Here is a 16,860-nt window from a genome sequence, read left to right as displayed (position 1 = left end):
CCCGGCCGAACGGGAGATCGATCATGAGCGTGAACGACACGGCCGCCGCCCTGCCGGCGGCCAACGGCGGAGCTTTGCCAATCGGCGGCGGCCTCCCATCCAACCTCCTCCTGCGCTTCTCCGCCGCCGCCCTGCTGTGGTTCGCCGCGTCCGGGGTGACGGCCCTGTGGCCCGACGCCGCCGATGCCCAGGAGTGGGAGCGGACCGGCGAGTTCGCCAGCCTGCTGGCAGTCGCGGCCGGGCTGCTTGTGCTGGCCGCCCTGCTGGCCGCGGCGATCCGCCCTGCACCGCGCAGCCGGCTGGAGGCCGCCATCGCCAGCCTGTCGGCGTCCGTTCCCTGGCTGATCGCCCTGGCGCTGGGCGTCACCGGCTGGGAAATCCTGACCGCCAAGCTCAATCTGCTGCCGCGCCCCTTCTTCGTGCCGCCGCAGGCGCTGCTGGAGGTCTATCTCGACGACTGGCCGCGGCTGCTCGACTGCTTCGCCGCGTCGCTGAGGCTGCTGGTCACCGGCTATGCCGTGGGTTCGATCCTTGGCGTGGTGACGGGGGTCGCCATCGGCTGGTCGCGCGCGGTCGGCTATTGGGTGCACCCGGTTCTGCGGCTGATCGGCCCGCTGCCGGCCACCGCGTGGCTGCCCATCGCCTTCTTCGCCTTTCCCACCAGCTGGAGCGCCAGCGTCTTCCTGATCGCGCTGGCCAGCGGCGTGCCGGTGACCGTCCTCACTTGGTCCGGCGTGGCCGGGGTCAACAGCGCCTATTACGACATCGCCCGCACGCTGGGCGCCTCCCCGCGCTTCATGGTGCTGAAGGTCGCCGTTCCGGCGGCGATGCCGCATGTCTTCGTCGGGCTTTTCATGGGGCTGGGCGCCTCCTTCGCCGTCCTGGTGGTGGCGGAGATGCTGGGCGTGAAATCCGGGGTCGGCTGGTACCTGCAATGGGCCCAGGGCTGGGCCGCCTACGGCAACATGTATGCGGCACTGCTGGTGATGGCGCTGCTCTGCTCCGGTCTGGTGACGCTGCTGTTCCGCGTCCGCGACCGCCTGCTCGCCTGGCAGAAAGGAATGCTCAAATGGTAGCGCTTGAGACCGTCGACACCGCCGGCATGACCATCGACGTGCAGGCGGTCAGCCACAGCTTCGAGCTGCACGGCGCGCCGCTGCCGGTGCTGGACGGGGTGGAACTGCGGGTCGAGCCGGGCGAGCTGGTCGCCCTGCTGGGACCGAGCGGCTGCGGCAAATCCACCCTGCTGCGCCTCGTCGCCGGACTGGAGCCGCCCAGCCGCGGCAGCATCCTGGCCGACGGCCGCCCCATCGACGGTCCCGACCCGTCGCGCGTCGTCGTCTTCCAGGACCCGACGCTCTATCCCTGGCGCACCGTGCGCGACAATGTCGCCCTGGGGCTGGAGGCCCGCGGCCTGCTGCGCTCCCAAGGCCACCGGATCGACAAGGCTCTGGCGCTGGTCGGACTGACCGGCTTCGAGAAGGCCTATCCGCATCAGCTGTCGGGCGGCATGGCCCAGCGCGCGGCGCTGGCCCGCGCCCTGGTCAACGACCCCCGCCTGCTGATCCTCGACGAACCGCTGGGCAAGCTGGACAGCCTGACCCGGCTGGCGATGCAGAGCGAACTGGTCGATCTGTGGCGCAGTTCGGGCTTCACCGGCCTGCTGGTGACCCACGACATCGAAGAGGCGCTGTTCATGGCGACCCGCGTGATCGTGTTCAGCGGCCGCCCGGCCCGCATCAAGGCCGACCTGTCCATCGACCGCCCCTATCCCCGCCACCGCGGCGATCCGGTCCTGACCGAGCTTCGTCACCGCATTCTCGAACTGCTCGGCCTTGCCGAGACCTGGTGAGGACACCCGACCATGCCCGACAACCTCCCCCCCGCCTCCACCACTCCGAACCTGTCTCGTCTGCGCGGCTTCATCGCCGATTTCACCCGGCTGGTGGAGCGGCAGGGCGACGACGAGTTCGCCGTGCTCGATGTCGGCCGCGCCCTGCTGGCCGGGCTGATCGCCGTCGACGATTGGCTGCCCGACGCCTATGCCCAGCCCGACCCGGTGCAGTATCGCCAGTATCTGCTGCATTGCGACCCGTACGAGCGCTTCTCCGTCGTCAGCTTCGTCTGGGGACCGGGGCAGCGGACGCCGATCCACGACCACACTGTCTGGGGCCTCGTCGGCATCCTACGCGGGGCGGAACGGTCGCAACGCTACGACCTCCAGCCGCAGGGCGGCCCGCCGGTCGCCCATCAGCCCGAAATCCTGAAGGCCGGGTCGGTCGAGGCGGTGTCGCCCCGCATCGGCGATGTCCATGCGATCTCCAACGCGCTGGCTGACCGGCCGTCCATCAGCATCCACATCTATGGCGGCAACATCGGCGCCGTCCGGCGGTCGGTGTTCGACCCGCTGACCGGCCAGCGCAAGCCCTTCATCTCCGGCTATGCCAACAGCGCCCTGCCCAACCTTTGGGACCGCTCGCAGCCCGTCCCCCACGCCGCCTGAGGATCCGTCACCGCCATGACCGCAGCCGTCACCGCAACCGCTCCGCTCGCCACCCGCCGCCCCGCCGACATCCGCCGCGCCTGGATCGAACGCGACGAGGTCGCCCTGCTCGACGCGCGGGAGGAAGGCCCCGATTCGCTGGCCCACCCGCTGTTTGCCGTCTCCGTCCCGCTGAGCCGCGTGGAGTTGCTCGCTTACGACCTGCTGCCGCGGCGCGACGTGCCGATCACCGTCTATGACGATGGCGAAGGCTATGCCGAGCCGGCCGCCCGCCGGCTCCAGGCGCTGGGCTACGGCGACGTGACGCTGCTGGAGGGCGGGCTGGCCGGCTGGATCGCCGCCGGATTCGAGGTCTATCGGGACGTGAACGTGCCGAGCAAGGCCTTCGGCGAGTGGGTCGAGCACCATCGCCACACCCCCTCGCTGCCGGCTGCGGAGGTGAAGGCACTGATCGACGCCAAGGCCGATCTGGTCATCCTCGACGCCCGCCGCTTCGAGGAATACCGCACTATGTCGATCCCCGGCGGCATCAGCGTGCCGGGCGCCGAACTGGTCAAGCGCGTCCACGACATCGCTCGCGATCCCAAGACCCTGGTGGTGGTCAACTGCGCCGGCCGCACGCGGTCGATCATCGGCACCCAGTCCCTGGTGAATGCCGGCATCCCCAACCGGGTCGCCGCCCTGCGCAATGGCACCATCGGCTGGACGCTGGCCGGGCTGACGCTGGACAGCGGACGCGAGGGCCGCTTCCCGGAAGTCTCGGCAGACGGCGACGCCGCCGGCCGCCGGGCGGCGCGGGCAGTTGCCGACCGCGCCGGGGTCGGCAGGCTCGATGCGAAGACGCTCGACCGCTTCCGCGGTGACGAGCGCCGGACGCTCCATCTCTTCGACGTGCGCACGCCGGAGGAGTATGAGGCCGGTCATCTGCCCGGCTTCCGCCACGCTGCCGGCGGCCAGTTGGTCCAGGCGACCGACGAATATGTCGGGGTGCGCGGCGCCCGCATCGTCCTGGCCGACGATCCGGCCGGCGGCGGCGGTCCGCGCGCCGACATGACCGCATCCTGGCTGTCGCAGCTTGGCTGGGAGGTGCATGTGCTGGAGGGCGACGTGTCCGAGCTGGGCAGCGAGAGCGGCCCCGACCGCCGCCGCCTGCCGCCGGAGCCGGAGGTGGGAGCGGAGACCATCGCGCCGCGCGACCTGCTGGCCCTGCTGGAGAATGGCGAGGCGACGGTGATCGACATCACCCGCAGCCCGCGCTACCGCGCCGGGCACATTCCGGGGGCCTATTTTTCCACCCGCGCCCGGCTGGCCGGCACCATTGCCCTCCTGCCCAAGGGGGTCCGCCCGGTGCTGACCTGCGGCGACGGCACGCTGACCCGCTATGCCGTCGCCGATTTCACCCTTTCCCATTTGTCTGGCGAGCAACGTCCGCTTCTGCTGGCGGGCGGCACCAAGGGCTGGGTGGCAGCCGGACTGCCGCTCAGCACCGATCTCGACCGGCTTGGGGGCGAACCCGACGACGTCTACAAGCGCCCCTACGAGGGCACCGACAACAGCGCCGCCGCCATGCAGGGCTACATCGACTGGGAGCTTGAGCTGGTCGATCAGCTGAAGCGCGACGGCGCCCACAATTTCCACGTCATCTGACGCACCGGATGGGACAGCTCATGACCAAGCCCTTTTCCATTCGGCGGCGGACCCTGCTGGGCTCCGCTCTGCTTCTCGCCGGCGGGATCGCCGCCTCGATGCCGCAGACGGCACAGGCAGAGGCGACCGAGGTTCGCTTCGCCCGCAATCTCGGCCTCGGCTATCTGCCGCTCTATGTCATGCAGGACAAAGGGCTGGTGGAATTGCGGGCGCGCGCCGCCGGGCTGGGGGAGGTGAAGGCCAGTTACACCCCGCTCGGCAATCCGACGACGATCACCGAAGCCACCCTGTCCGGCAATGCCGATTTCGGCGCGGCCGGCGTGCCCGCCTTCATCATCGCCTGGGATAAAACGAGGGGGAATGCCAACCTGCGGGGGCTGGCGGCGCTGAACGCCCAGCCGGCCTATCTCAACACCAACCGGCCCGAAGTGAAGAGCCTGACGGACTTCACCGAGAAGGACCGCATCGTCGTGCCGTCGGTCCGCGCCTCCTATCAGGCCATCGTGCTGCAGATCGCGGCGGAGAAGACCTTCGGCCCCGGCCAGCATGCGAAGCTCGATCCCCAGACCGTCTCGCTGGCCCATCCCGACGGCACCGCCGCCCTGCTGTCCGGCAAGACCGAGATCACCGCCCATTTCACCAGCCCGCCCTTCCAGGACCAGCAGCTGCGCGATCCCAAGATCCACAAGGTGCTGAGCAGCTACGACGTTCTGGGCGGCCCCGCCTCCTTCAGCGCGCTGTGGACCTCCGCCGCCTTCCACGACGCCAACCCGAAGCTGACCAAAGCGGTGCTGGCGGCGCTTGAGGACGCGGTGGCGCAGATCAAGGCCGACCCGCAGGAGGCGGCGCGCGCCTACATCCGCATCGAGAACTCCAAGCTCGGCGTGGAGGAGGTGGCAACGATGATCGCGCATCCGGAGATTTCCTACGATCTCACCCCGCGCGGCATCGGCATTTTCACCGACTTCATGGCGCGCATCGGCTCGATCCGCAACCGGCCGGCCGACTGGCGCGACCTGTTCTTCACCGACATCCACGACCGCGCTGGCAGCTGAGGGTTCGCATGTCCGATCCAGACCTCACCATCCATCCGGTGACCCCGACGCTGGGTGCCGAGATCCGCAATCTCCACCTGTCGCAGCCGTTCAGCACCGGCACGGCTTCGGCCCTTGCCGACGCGCTGGACCGCCATCTGGTGCTGGTCTTCCGCGACCAGACCCTGTCGGACGCAGACCTCGTCCGCGTCTCCGCCCATTTCGGTCCGCTCGACAAAGCACCGATCACCGAGAATGGACGGCTGCACGCGCCGGGCCATGAGGAGGTCTACGTCATCTCCAACGTCACGGAGAATGGCCGGCCCATCGGCGCGCTGGGCGCGGGGGAGTTGGTGTGGCACGCCGACATGACCTATCTGGAGACCCCTCCCTACGCCAGCAGCCTCTATGCGCTGGAGGTGCCGGCGGAGGGCGGCGACACCGGCTTCCTCAGCATGTTCGCCGCCTATGACGCCTTGCCGGCGACGCTGAAACGGCGGGTGGAGGGGCTGTCGATCAAGCATGACAGCACCACCAACAGCGGCGGCTACCTGCGCCAGGGGTTCCTCCCGCCGACCGATGTCGCCACCTCGCCGGGCACGGTGCATCCGCTGGTCATCGCCCACCCGGTGACGGGGGCCAGGGCATTGCTGCTGGGCCGCCGTCCCCATGCCCACATCCCCGGCCTGTCGGTGGCGGAGAGCGAGGCGCTGCTGGATGAAATCTGGGCGGCGGCAGTGCGGCCGGAGCTTGCCTGGCACCACCGCTGGCGTGTCGGCGATCTGGTGATGTGGGACAACCGCTGGACCATGCACCGCCGCGACCCCTTCCCCGAGGACCAGCGCCGCCGCATGCACCGCACCCAGATCGCCGTGCCGGCGGATCGTCGCCAGGACCCGCGGCGGACGGTGGCCGCATGACCGTCATCGCCGCCCTGCGTCCGCTGGCGAAGGCTCCGGCGGCGGCCCTGGCCCGCGTGCGGTTCGTCCTGACCGACATGGACGACACCCTCACCCACCGGGGCCGCCTGTCCGCCCGAACCTACGACGCTCTGGAGCGGCTGCGCGATGCCGGAATTCCGGTCCTGCCGGTCACTGCCGCCCCGGCTGGCTGGGCCGACCAGATGGCGCGCATGTGGCCGGTGGACGGGGTGATCGCCGAGAATGGCGGCTTGTTCCTGCGCCGTACCGCCGACGGCGATGTCGAGCGGCGCTATTGGCACGGGGAGGAGGAGCGCACGGTGGCCGCAAGGCGGCTGGAGCGTCTGCGGCAGGCCATCCACGCCGTCCTGCCCGAGGTGGAATTGGCGAGCGACCAGCCTTTCCGCCTGTGCAGCCTCGCCTTCCGCGTTCCTTCCGATCCCGCCTTGCGAACGGCGCTGGTCCGTCACTTCCGCAACGCCGGAGCGGAGGTGACGGTCAATTCCCTATGGGTGCTCGGCTGGTTCGGCGGCTACGACAAGCTCGGCATGGCGCGCCGGGTGATGCGCGAGGTTCATGGCCTCGACATCGACGCCGCACCGGAGACCGTCGCCTATGCCGGCGATTCGGTCAACGACGCGCCGATGTTCGCCCATTTCCCGACCTCCGTCGGCGTCAGCACGGTCATCGACTTCCTGTCCGAGATCCCCCGGCCGCCGGCCTGGATCACGCGAGGCCCCGGCGGCGACGGCTTCGTCGAGCTGGCCGACGCGCTGCTGACGGCGCGGAACCCTCCCTCCCTTGTCCCGGAGCCACGCTCCGCAGGAGACCATCATGAGCCTTGATCGACCGTTCTCCCTCACCCGCCGTCATGCTCTCGGCCTCGGTGTCGGCGCGCTCGCCGCCGGGCTCGCGCCCCTGCGGCCGGCGAACGCTGCCATTCCCGCCGGCACCGTGCTGAAGGTCGGCGACCAGAAGGGGGGCGTCCAATCGGTGATCGAGGCGGCCGGGCTTCTGGCCGACCTGCCCTACCGCATCGAATGGAGCCAGTTCCCGGCCGCCGCCCCGCTGCTGGAGGCGCTGAACGCCGGTGCCATCGAGGTCGGCTATGCCGGTGACGCGCCGACCACCTTCGCGCTGGCCGCCGGCACCTCGGCAAAGATCATCGGCGCCGTCCGCTCCAACCCGCAGAGCACCACCATCCTGGTGCCGGGCTCCTCCCCCATCCGCAGCGTCGCCGACCTGAAGGGCAAGACCATCGGCACCGGGCGCGGCTCCATCGGTCATTACCTCGTGCTGGCGGCGCTGAAGGCGAACGGACTGAAGCCGGACGACGTGAAGATCGCCTTCCTGCTGCCGTCCGACGCCAAATCGGCTCTGGCCGCCGGTTCCATCGACGCCTGGTCGAGCTGGGGCATCTATGTCTCGCAGGCGCTGCTGGTCGACGGCGCCCGCGCGGTCGTCACCGGCACCGGCCTGATGAGCGGTCTGTCCTATCAATCCGCCACGCTGGAGGCGATCTCCACCAAGCGCGAGGCGTTGACCGACCTGATCCGCCGCTTCGCCGCCGCCCGGCTGTGGGCTCTGGAGAACAGCGACGCCTATGCCGGCATCTGGGCAAGGACGGTCGGTGTCGATCCCACCATCGCCCGCCACACCTTCGGCGTCGAGCGGGCGCGGCCGGTCGCCATCGACGCCTCGGTCATCGCCGATCAGCAGGCGACGTCCGACGTCTGGCGCGAGTTCGGCATCATTCCCAAGCGGCTGGACGCGGCGGCGATCTTCGATCCCGGCTTCAACAGCGCGCTGCCGGCCTGACGGCGGCGAACCGCAGGGAGGCGATGCGGGATGGCGATGCTTCCGACCAACCTCGACATGGATGTGCTGCGGGCGCTGGTGATCGCCATGGAGCATGGCGGTTTCGCCCGCGCCGCCGAACGGCTGGGGCGGACCCAGTCGGCGATCAGCCTGCAGATGAAGAAGCTGGAGGAGCAGGTCGGCCAGCCGCTGTTCCGCAAGGCCGGCCGCACGGTGGCGCTGACCGATGCGGGCGACCTGCTGCTCGGCTATGCCCGCCGCATCGTCGCCCTGAATGACGAGGCGCTATCGGCCGCCCGCGGCCGGGCGATGGAGGGCACCGTGCGGGTCGGCTTTCCCCAGGATTTGGCGGAACGCTGGCTGCCATCCGTGCTCGGCTCCTTCCACCGCGCCCATCCCCGCATCCATGTCGAGGCCCAGGTCGGCCGCGGGCGCGAACTGCGCGAGCGGGTGGCGCAAGGGGCGCTCGATCTCGCCCTGGCCTTCGGTGAGATCGGCGGCGATTCCGCAAGGACGACGACCGGAGCGGCCACTCTGGCCCATCTGCCGGTGGCCTGGGTCGCACCGGACGGATTCCGCGCCGACCGGGAAAGCACCCTGCCGCTGGCCCTGCTCGACGCGCCCTGCATGTTCCGCCAGCACGGCATCGAGCGGCTGGACGGTGGCGGGCGCCCGTGGCGCATCACCTTCACCAGCCCCAGCTTGTCCGGCCTGTGGGCGGCGGTGGAAGCCGGGCTGGGCGTCACGATCCGCACACCGCTGGGCCTGCCCGAAACGCTGGCGCCCCTCGAGCCGCATCATGACCTGCCGGAACTGGGCTCGGTCCCGCTGGAACTGCATCGCGCGCCGTCCGCCGCCAACCCGGCGGTCGACCGTCTGCACGGGATTTCTGGCGGACTCGCTGGCCGCGGTCCTGCGTGACGCGGGCGCACATTAACAACACAAAATTCACGTTACTTAAGTTTTTCTCAACATTGCAGTTTGTGTTTTTTGTTTTTCCTATTCACGCAATAGGAATAGGCTTTCTCCCGTAGCCACCGCAATGACCGGCATCGGGAGGGAACATGACGGCAGCCACCGCAACCCAACGAACGGGATCCCGATCCCGGAGATGGACGCTTCCGGCGGGGGCTCTTCCGGCGGGTCTGCGCCGCTGTGCGGTGCCGCTGGCCCTGCTGGTCCTCTGGCAGGCCAGCGTCGGGTTGGGCTGGATTTCCACCCGCACCATCCCCTCGCCCAGCCAGATCCTGACGGCCTTCTGGGACTTGACGGTCAGCGGCGAGTTGGCGGTGCATCTGCTGGTCTCGCTCGGCCGGGTCAGCGCCGGGCTCGCGATCGGCGTGTCGGTCGGCACCGTCTGCGCCTTGATCGCCGGCCTGTCACGGCGGGGGGAGGATGCGCTGGATGCGCTGCTGCAAATGCTGCGCACCCTGCCCCATCTGGCGCTGGTTCCGCTGTTCATCCTGTGGTTCGGCATCGGCGAGACGCCGAAGATCGCGCTCGTCGCACTCGGCACCGCTTTTCCGATCTACCTGAACCTGTCCGCCGGCATCCGCACCGTCGACGCCAAGGTGGTGGAGGCGGTCTCCACCCTGGGCCTGACAAGGGGGGAGATGATCGCCCAGGTCATCCTGCCGGGGGCCCTGCCCGCCTTCCTGACCGGCCTGCGCTACGCGCTCGGCGTGGCGTGGCTCAGCCTCGTGGTGGGCGAACAGATCAACGCCTCCAGCGGCATCGGTTATCTGGCGATGACGGCGCGGGAGTTCCTGCGCACCGACGTGATCATCGTCGCCCTGATCGTCTACGCCATCCTCGGCCTGCTCGCCGACCTGATCGTCCGCGTCATCGAACGCAGGGCACTGGTCTGGCGCCCGGCCTTCATCAAGGAGTGACCCTCCATGAGCCACGCCCTTTCCCGAATCCCCGCCTCCCAGTCCACCATCGGCAAGCCTGTCGTCAGCGTCCGCGGCCTCGTCCGCAACTTCGGCAACGGCAATGTGCTGGACGGCCTGTCGCTCGACCTTCAGCCCGGCTCCTTCACCGCGCTGCTCGGCCGATCCGGCTGCGGCAAGTCGACGCTGCTGCGCACCCTGGCCAAGCTGGACCCGGCGCCGGAGGGCACGGTGCAACTGCCGGACGAGCGCGCCGTGGTGTTCCAGGAGCCGCGGCTTGTGCCCTGGATGCGGGTGCTGCGCAACGTCACGCTGGGCCTGCGCCGTCCGGATGCCGAAGCCCGCGGCCTCGCGGCCCTGGCGGAGGTCGGGCTGTCCCACCGCGCCAATGCCTGGCCGCTGACCCTGTCGGGCGGCGAGGCGCAGCGGGCGGCGCTGGCCCGCGCCCTGGTCCGTGAACCGCGCCTGCTGCTGCTGGACGAGCCTTTCGCGGCGCTGGACGCGCTGACCCGGATGCGCATGCAGGGTCTGGTGGAGACGCTGTGGCGCGCCCATTCCCCCGCCGTCTTGCTGGTGACCCACGACGTGGACGAGGCGCTGTTGCTGGCAGACCGCGCCGTGGTGATGGCGGACGGCAAGATCGCCGCCGACATCCCGATCCCGCTCGCCCGTCCGCGGCGCCATGGCGACCCCGGCTTCATCGCGCTGCGCTCTCGCCTGCTGGCCGAGTTGGGCGTCGACGAGGAGCATCTGGCCGCACGGGAACCGCAGCGCACCGACGCCACGGCAACCGACACCAGGACAAGCGGCACCCAGGCAACCGGCGCCCAGACAGCCGGTGCAAGGCCCGGCGGCTACGGCCTGCCCGCCGGTGCCGCCGCCGCACCCAGCCTCTGACCCTCTACGCCGACGGACCCGACGCCATGACGACCGATCTTGTCCGCCTCCCCGCCTCCCCGTTCAGCCGCCGCACTCTGCTGCGCGGAGCCTGCGGCGCCCTGGCGCTGGGCACCCTGCCCGGCCTTGCACAGGGTGCCTCCGGCCCAGCCTCCGAAACCGTGTTGCACATCGCCGACTACAAGGCGCTGGACGGGCTGGCGCTGGAGGCGTCCGGCAATGCCGGGTCCAGCTTCCGGTCGCAGTTCGCCGAGTTCGCATCGGGCAACCTGATCGTCGAGGCGATCAACGCCGGCTCCATCGACGTCGGCTCCAGCAGCGAGATCCCGCCCGCCTTCGGCATCGCCGCCGGCGCCCGCCTGTCCATCGTCGCGGTGGTCAAGGACGACGTCAACTGGCAGGTGGTGCTGGTGCCGCCCGGCAGCCCGATCAAATCGGTCGCCGACCTGAAGGGCAAGCGCGTCGGCTATGTCCGCGCAACCACCACGCAATACTATCTCGCCAAGATGCTTGGCGAAGCCGGGCTGCGCTTTACCGACATCCAGCCGATCAGCCTGACCCCGTCGGAGGGACAGGCCGCCTTCGAGCAGGGCGCGCTCGATGCCTGGGCGATCTACGGCTATTCGGTGCCCTTCGCCATCAAGAAGGGCGCGCGGGTCCTCGTCACTTCCAACGGCTACCTGTCGGGCAACTACCTGTATCTCGCCTCGCCCGACGCGCTGGCCGATCCTGGCAAGTCGGCCGCCATCGGCGATTACTTCCTGCGGCTGCGCCGCGCCTTCGCCTGGCGCGCCGCCAATCTGGAGCGCTGGGCACAGGTCCATTCCACCGCCATCGGCGTGCCGGTCGAAACCGACCTGGAAATCCTGCGCAAGAATTCACGCCAGCGCGATCTGGCGCCGATCACCGATGCCGACATCGCCTCGGCCCAGAACGTCGCCGACACCTTCCACCAGCTCGGCGTCCTGCCGAAGCGCATCGACATTGCCCCGGCCTTCGACCGCCGCTTCACCGACATCCTGTCGCGTCCGCTCAGCTGAGCCCTATCGGCCAGTTGGCGCCACCCCAATCCCTCGCCAGCCATAAAAAGGGAACCACCGCCATGACCGCCTCCCACAGTGCCTCCGCCCATCCGCTCCGCTTCGTCGGCTTCGTCGGCAACCACAATGCATCGGAGATCATCCCGCGCCAGGGCCCGGTGGTGGACCGCGACTATATCGAGACGGTCGCCAAGGCGCATGAGCTGGGCGGCTTCGATTCCGTACTCCAGGCCTTCCATGCCGATGCGCCGGACAGCCTTCAGGTCAGCCAGCACATCAGCAGCGTCACCGACCGGCTGGGCGTGCTGATTGCCCACCGCCCCGGCTTCCAGGCGCCGACCATCCTCGCCCGCCAGTTCGCCACGCTGGACCAGCTGAGCCGCGGCCGCGTCGCCATCAACGTCATCACCGGCGCCGAGCGCAGCGAGCTTGCCCGCGACGGCAACCTTGTGGACGACAAGGACGACCGCTATGCCCGCACCTCCGAGTTCCTCGACATCGTCCGCGCCGAATGGACCAGCGACAAGCCCTTCGACTATCAGGGCCGCTTTTATCAGGTCGAGAAGGCCTTCTCGCAGGTGAAGCCCTACAACCCGTCGGGCATCCCGGTGTGGATCGCCGGCGCCTCCGCCGCGGCGGTCGAGGTGGCGGGACGCCATGCCGACACCTATGCGGTGTGGGGGGAGACCCACGATCAGGTGCGCGAACTTCTGGCCCGCGTGCGTGCCGCCGTCGCCAAGGCGGGCCGTCCGCAGCCGGCCTTCAGCCTGTCGCTGCGCCCGATCCTGGCCGAGACCGAGGACGCCGCCTGGGCCAAGGCCGAGGCCATCTACGAAAAGGCCAAGGCGCTGCTGGAGAAGACCGGCTTCACCCGCGGCGACCTGCCGAACAACGAGGGCGCCCGCCGCCTGCTCGCCATCGCCGACAAGGGGCATCGCCACGACAAGCGCCTGTGGACCGCCATCGCCGCCCTGACCGGGGCGAAGGGCAACTCCACGTCGCTGGTCGGCACGCCGGATCAGGTCGCCGACGCCCTGCTCGACTATTACGACCTCGGCGTCACCACCTTCCTGATCCGCGGCTTCGACCCGCTGCCAGACGCCATCGCCTATGGCCGCGACCTGCTGCCGCGCGTCCGCCAGCTGGTGGCCGAGCGCCAGCGCGCCCAGGCCGTCGCTGCGGAGTGAGGCATCGTGCCAGCGCGGTCTCCGGTCATCCTCAACCAGCTTGGCCCCGTTGTGGGGGAGCGCATCGCCGCCCACCCCTCGCGCCCCACGGTGCTGACGCATGAGGCCGGCCACGCACCGTGGCAGGTCCCAACCGGGGTCGAGGTTTTGCTGACCCGTCCGCTGATCGGGTGGGAGGAGGCGCCCGCCGCCCCTCCCACCGGCTGGGGCAAGGGCTTGCGCTGGATCCAGTCGGCGTCCACCGGCATGGATTTCTACCCGCATTGGCTGCTCGGTGGCGCCCCGGTCGTCACCTGCGCCCGCGGCGTGTCGGCGGCGGCCATCGCCGATTACGCGATGACGGCGATCCTGACCGTTGAGAAGCGGTGGGAGGCCATCCGCCTTGCCGGACCGGAGGACTGGCGGCGTGAGACGCTGGGCAGCATCTCCGGCAAGCGGCTGGGGTTGGCCGGCTTCGGCGCCATTGGCCGGGCGGTGACCGAGCGGGCGCTCGCTTTCGGGATGGCCGTCGGGGCGGTGCGCCGCTCCGGCTGGGCCGAGCCGGAACCGGGCGTCGAACCGTTCGACCGGCTGGAGGAGTTGGCGGCGGTCAGCGACCATCTGGTGCTCGCACTGCCGCTGACTGCCGCCACCCGCGGGCTGGTGAGTGCCGGCCTGCTGGCGCAGGCCAAGCCGGGGCTGCATCTGGTCAACGTCGCCCGCGGCGCGCTGGTCGATCAGGACGCCCTGCTCGCCGCCATCGAGAGCGGCCGGGTCGCCCACGCCACGCTCGACGTCACCGACCCCGAACCGCTGCCCGCCGGTCACCCCTTCTACCGCCATCCGGCGATCCGGCTGACGCCGCACGTCTCGTGGTCCGCCCCGGATTTCGAGCGGCGGCTGGCCGACCGCATCCTCGCCAACCTCGACGCCTACGCGCGCGGCGAACCGCTGCGCGACGTGGTGGACGCCGGCACCGGCTACTGACCCTTTCCAGACGGAGCCCCCGCCCGATGACCCATATCCAGCCGAGACCGCGCAAATTCTGGCCGCCGGTCGATCCGGTCAGTTACACCAGCGTCGAGGAGGAGCGGCAGCACCGCAAGCAGCGGCTCGCCGCCACCTTCCGCCTGTTCGGCCGCTACGGCTTCGACCAGGGACTGGCCGGCCATGTCACCGCCCGCGATCCGGAGCATCCCGACCGCTTCTGGATCAACCCGCTGGGCCAGCATTTCCGCACCATCCGGGTGTCGGACCTGCATCTGGTCGACGGCGACGGCACCATCCTGCACGGCGACCGCGCCATCAACCAGGCCGGCTTCACCATCCATTCCGCCATCCACCGGGCGCGTCCCGACGTGGTGGCCGCCGCCCACACCCATTCGACCTACGGCAAGGCATGGTCGGCGCTGGGCCAGCCGCTCGCCCCGCTGAGCCAGGATGCGGCGGCCTTCTATGAGGATCAGGTGATCTTCGACCCCTATTCCGGCGTCGTCCTGACCGAGGGTGAGGGCAAGCGGCTGGTGGAGGCGCTGGGCGACCGGAAGCTGGCGATCCTGAAGAACCACGGCCTGCTCACCGTGGGCCCGACGGTGGAAGCCGCCGCATGGTGGTTCATCAGCGCCGACAACGCCGCCCACACCCAGCTGCTGGCCGAGGCCGCCGGCCGGCCCCAGCCCATTGACCATGAGACGGCCCTGCTGACCCGCTCCCAGGTCGGCACCCACCAGGGCGGCGCCTACAACTTCCACCCGCTGTGGGAGTGGATCGTCGCGGCCGAACCCGACCTGCTCGACTGAACCGTTCCCGTCCCACCTTTCGCGAAAGCACAAGACCAATGACCGCGAAATCCGGCACCTCCCCTTTCCCGTCCCCTGTCCCGCCGCGGCCTGATCACCGCCGGCGCCATCACCCTCGCCGCCCCCTTCGTGCTGCGCCGTCGGGCGGCGGCGGCGGAACCGCTGCGCCTGTCGTGGAACGCCGGGGCCGTCTGCTTCTCCGCCGTGCCGCTGGCCTTCCAGCTCGACCTGTTCAAGAAGCACGGGCTGGAGGTCGAGCTGGTCAACTTCACCGGCTCCACCGACCAGCTGCTGGAGGCCATCGCCACCGGCAAGGCCGATGCCGGCGTCGGCATGGCGTTGCGCTGGCTGAAGCCGCTGGAGCAGGGCTTCGACGTGAAGATCTCCGCCGGCCTGCATGGCGGCTGCATGCGGCTGTTCGGGGCCAAGGCAGCCGGGGTGAAGACGGTGCTCGACCTGCCGGGCAAGGTCATCGGCGTCAGCGACATGGCCAGCCCGTCGAAGAACTTCTTCTCGGTCGTGCTGACCAAGTTCGGCCTCGACCCCAACAAGGACGTCGAATGGCGCCAGTTCCCCGCTGACCTGCTCGGGCTGGCGGTGGAGAAGGGGGAAATCCACGCCATTGCCGACGGCGACCCGCTGGTGTGGAGCCAGACCAAGAACCCGCAGATGGTGGAAATCACCAACAACGTCTGCGGCGAGTTCGCCACCCGCACCTGCTGCCTCGTCGGCGTGCGCGGCAGCCTGCTGCGAGACAACCGCCCGGCGGCCAAGGCGCTGACCACAGCGCTGATCGAGGCGCAGCACGCGGCTTACGCCGACCTGCGCGCCGCCGCCGCAGCCTATGCCCCCTTCGCCCCCAAATTCCCGGTGGAGGAGCTGGAGGCGATGCTGCGCAGCCACGCCCACAACGTCACCCCCATCGGCGACGAGCTGCGCCAGCAGCTGGCGCTCTACACCGACGAGCTGAAGAGCGTGTCGGTCATCAAGCGTTCGACCGACAGCCAGCGCTTCGCCGGGCGCATCACGGTCGACCTCGCCTGAACCGGCTCCACTGTAGCGGGATTGCCTGCCATGCCCTTTGACGACCTGCCCTTTCCGGCCTCTCCGTTCGCCGGGACCGTCCCCGCCCCGGCGGTCGACCCCTCGCTGATCGCCACCCTGTCGGCGGAGTTCGCGACGCGAGCCGCGGAACATGACGCCACCGCCAGCTTCCCCTTCGAGAATTTCGAGCGGCTGGCAACATTCGGGCTTCCGGCGCTGGTCACCCCGGAAGCGGCGGGCGGCAAGGGCGGCGGGCTGCGCGATGCGCTTGCTGTGGTCAACGGGATCGCCGCCGGCGAACCGTCCACCGCGCTGGTCCTGGTGCTGCAATACGTTATCCACAACCAGCTCTGGCGCGGGTCCGCTTGGCCGGAGGCGCTGCGTGAGCGCATCGCCCGCACCGCCGCGACCGACGGCGCGCTGATCAACATCCTGCGGGTGGAGCCGGAACTGGGCACGCCGCACCGCGGCGGGCTGCCGGCGACAGTGGCGCGCAAGGTGCCGGGCGGCTGGTGCATCTCCGGCACCAAGATCTACTCCACCGGCATTCCGGCGCTGTCCTGGCTCGGTGTCTGGGCCCGCACCGACGATGTGGAACCGCTGGTCGGCACCTGGGTGGTCCCGCGCGGCACCGGCCTCGCCGAACAGGGGATCGAGGTGCGGGAAAGCTGGAACCACATCGGCATGCGGGCCAGCGGCAGCCACGAGGTGGTGTTCCACGACGTCTTCGTTCCCGACGACCATGCCGGCGAGCTGCGCCCGCCCGCCGGCTGGGCCGCCCCCGACGCGGTCGCCACCGCCTGGATGGCCGCCCTGTTCAGCGGTGTCTATGACGGCATCGCCCGCTCCGCCCGCGATTGGCTGGTCAGCTTCCTGCACGCCCGCAAGCCGACGGGGCTGAACGGTGCGTCGCTCGCCACCGTCCCCCGCCTGCAAGAGGCTCTGGGCGGGATCGAGTCGACTTCTGCTGACCAACCGCATCCTCCTGCGCTCCCTGTCGGCGGCGGTGGACAGCGGCACGCCGCCCTCGCAGAGCGACGCCCTGCTGGTGAAATACACGGTGACCAACAACGCCATCGACGCGGTGGCGAAGGCGCTGG

Annotated in this window: 16 protein-coding genes and 1 pseudogene; all 17 read left to right on the top strand. The window is 70.1% G+C overall.

Translation table 11 applies throughout. The annotated features are described in order from the left end of the window. Positions 1-23: 23 nt before the first annotated feature. A complete protein-coding gene (locus ACWPN3_RS10425) occupies positions 24-1,076 on the top strand; it encodes an ABC transporter permease (RefSeq protein WP_492242713.1) in 1,053 nt (350 codons plus the stop codon). Further along, positions 1,070-1,852, top strand: a complete 783-nt coding sequence (locus ACWPN3_RS10420; RefSeq protein ID WP_492242712.1) for an ABC transporter ATP-binding protein — start codon at positions 1,070-1,072, stop codon at positions 1,850-1,852. The genes ACWPN3_RS10425 and ACWPN3_RS10420 overlap by 7 nt, the downstream gene beginning before the upstream one ends. A 12-nt stretch (positions 1,853-1,864) precedes the next feature. Next, positions 1,865-2,503: a cysteine dioxygenase family protein gene (locus ACWPN3_RS10415; RefSeq protein WP_492261340.1), complete on the top strand. Its 639-nt coding sequence runs from the start codon at positions 1,865-1,867 to the stop codon at positions 2,501-2,503. Positions 2,504-2,518: 15 nt separating this feature from the next. Further along, the gene (locus ACWPN3_RS10410; RefSeq protein WP_492261339.1) at positions 2,519-4,150 is read left to right on the top strand and encodes a rhodanese-like domain-containing protein; all 1,632 of its coding nucleotides are present in this window, start codon (positions 2,519-2,521) and stop codon (positions 4,148-4,150) included. A gap of 20 nt (positions 4,151-4,170) precedes the next feature. Then, positions 4,171-5,205 (top strand): ABC transporter substrate-binding protein, encoded by a 1,035-nt coding sequence (locus ACWPN3_RS10405; protein WP_492261338.1) that lies wholly within the window; start codon positions 4,171-4,173, stop codon positions 5,203-5,205. Between the two features lie 8 nt (positions 5,206-5,213). Beyond that, a complete protein-coding gene (locus ACWPN3_RS10400; RefSeq protein ID WP_492261337.1) occupies positions 5,214-6,104 on the top strand; it encodes a TauD/TfdA dioxygenase family protein in 891 nt (296 codons plus the stop codon). Beyond that, positions 6,101-6,949: an HAD-IIB family hydrolase gene (locus tag ACWPN3_RS10395; protein ID WP_492242706.1), complete on the top strand. Its 849-nt coding sequence runs from the start codon at positions 6,101-6,103 to the stop codon at positions 6,947-6,949. Before ACWPN3_RS10400 ends, ACWPN3_RS10395 begins: the two co-directional genes overlap by 4 nt. Further along, a complete protein-coding gene (locus ACWPN3_RS10390) occupies positions 6,939-7,922 on the top strand; it encodes an ABC transporter substrate-binding protein (protein ID WP_492242705.1) in 984 nt (327 codons plus the stop codon). The genes ACWPN3_RS10395 and ACWPN3_RS10390 overlap by 11 nt, the downstream gene beginning before the upstream one ends. Before the next feature lie 30 nt (positions 7,923-7,952). After that, positions 7,953-8,843 carry a LysR substrate-binding domain-containing protein gene (locus ACWPN3_RS10385; protein WP_492261336.1) on the top strand — a complete coding sequence of 297 codons (891 nt, stop codon included), beginning with the start codon at positions 7,953-7,955 and terminating at the stop codon, positions 8,841-8,843. Positions 8,844-9,082: 239 nt separating this feature from the next. Beyond that, the gene (locus ACWPN3_RS10380) at positions 9,083-9,814 is read left to right on the top strand and encodes an ABC transporter permease subunit (RefSeq protein WP_492242703.1); all 732 of its coding nucleotides are present in this window, start codon (positions 9,083-9,085) and stop codon (positions 9,812-9,814) included. A gap of 6 nt (positions 9,815-9,820) precedes the next feature. Continuing rightward, positions 9,821-10,711 (top strand): ABC transporter ATP-binding protein, encoded by an 891-nt coding sequence (locus tag ACWPN3_RS10375; RefSeq protein ID WP_492242702.1) that lies wholly within the window; start codon positions 9,821-9,823, stop codon positions 10,709-10,711. 26 nt (positions 10,712-10,737) lie between these two features. Further along, entirely contained in the window at positions 10,738-11,751 is a 1,014-nt protein-coding gene (locus ACWPN3_RS10370) for an ABC transporter substrate-binding protein (protein WP_492242701.1), read from the top strand. 62 nt (positions 11,752-11,813) lie between these two features. Next, a complete protein-coding gene (locus ACWPN3_RS10365; protein ID WP_492242700.1) occupies positions 11,814-12,938 on the top strand; it encodes an LLM class flavin-dependent oxidoreductase in 1,125 nt (374 codons plus the stop codon). Between the two features lie 6 nt (positions 12,939-12,944). Then, positions 12,945-13,904 carry a D-isomer specific 2-hydroxyacid dehydrogenase family protein gene (locus ACWPN3_RS10360; protein ID WP_492242699.1) on the top strand — a complete coding sequence of 320 codons (960 nt, stop codon included), beginning with the start codon at positions 12,945-12,947 and terminating at the stop codon, positions 13,902-13,904. Between the two features lie 26 nt (positions 13,905-13,930). Next, positions 13,931-14,716 (top strand): class II aldolase/adducin family protein, encoded by a 786-nt coding sequence (locus ACWPN3_RS10355; RefSeq protein ID WP_492242698.1) that lies wholly within the window; start codon positions 13,931-13,933, stop codon positions 14,714-14,716. 129 nt (positions 14,717-14,845) lie between these two features. Beyond that, positions 14,846-15,760 carry an ABC transporter substrate-binding protein gene (locus ACWPN3_RS10350; RefSeq protein ID WP_492261335.1) on the top strand — a complete coding sequence of 305 codons (915 nt, stop codon included), beginning with the start codon at positions 14,846-14,848 and terminating at the stop codon, positions 15,758-15,760. A gap of 30 nt (positions 15,761-15,790) precedes the next feature. Then, positions 15,791-16,426 (top strand): annotated as a pseudogene (locus ACWPN3_RS10345) (acyl-CoA dehydrogenase family protein); the annotation flags it as partial. Positions 16,427-16,860 lie beyond the last annotated feature (434 nt).

Source organism: Azospirillum sp. UENF 111221 (assembly GCF_058780625.1).
Note: the sequence above shows the minus strand (reverse complement) of the source record. Positions and strands in the feature narration are given on the sequence as shown.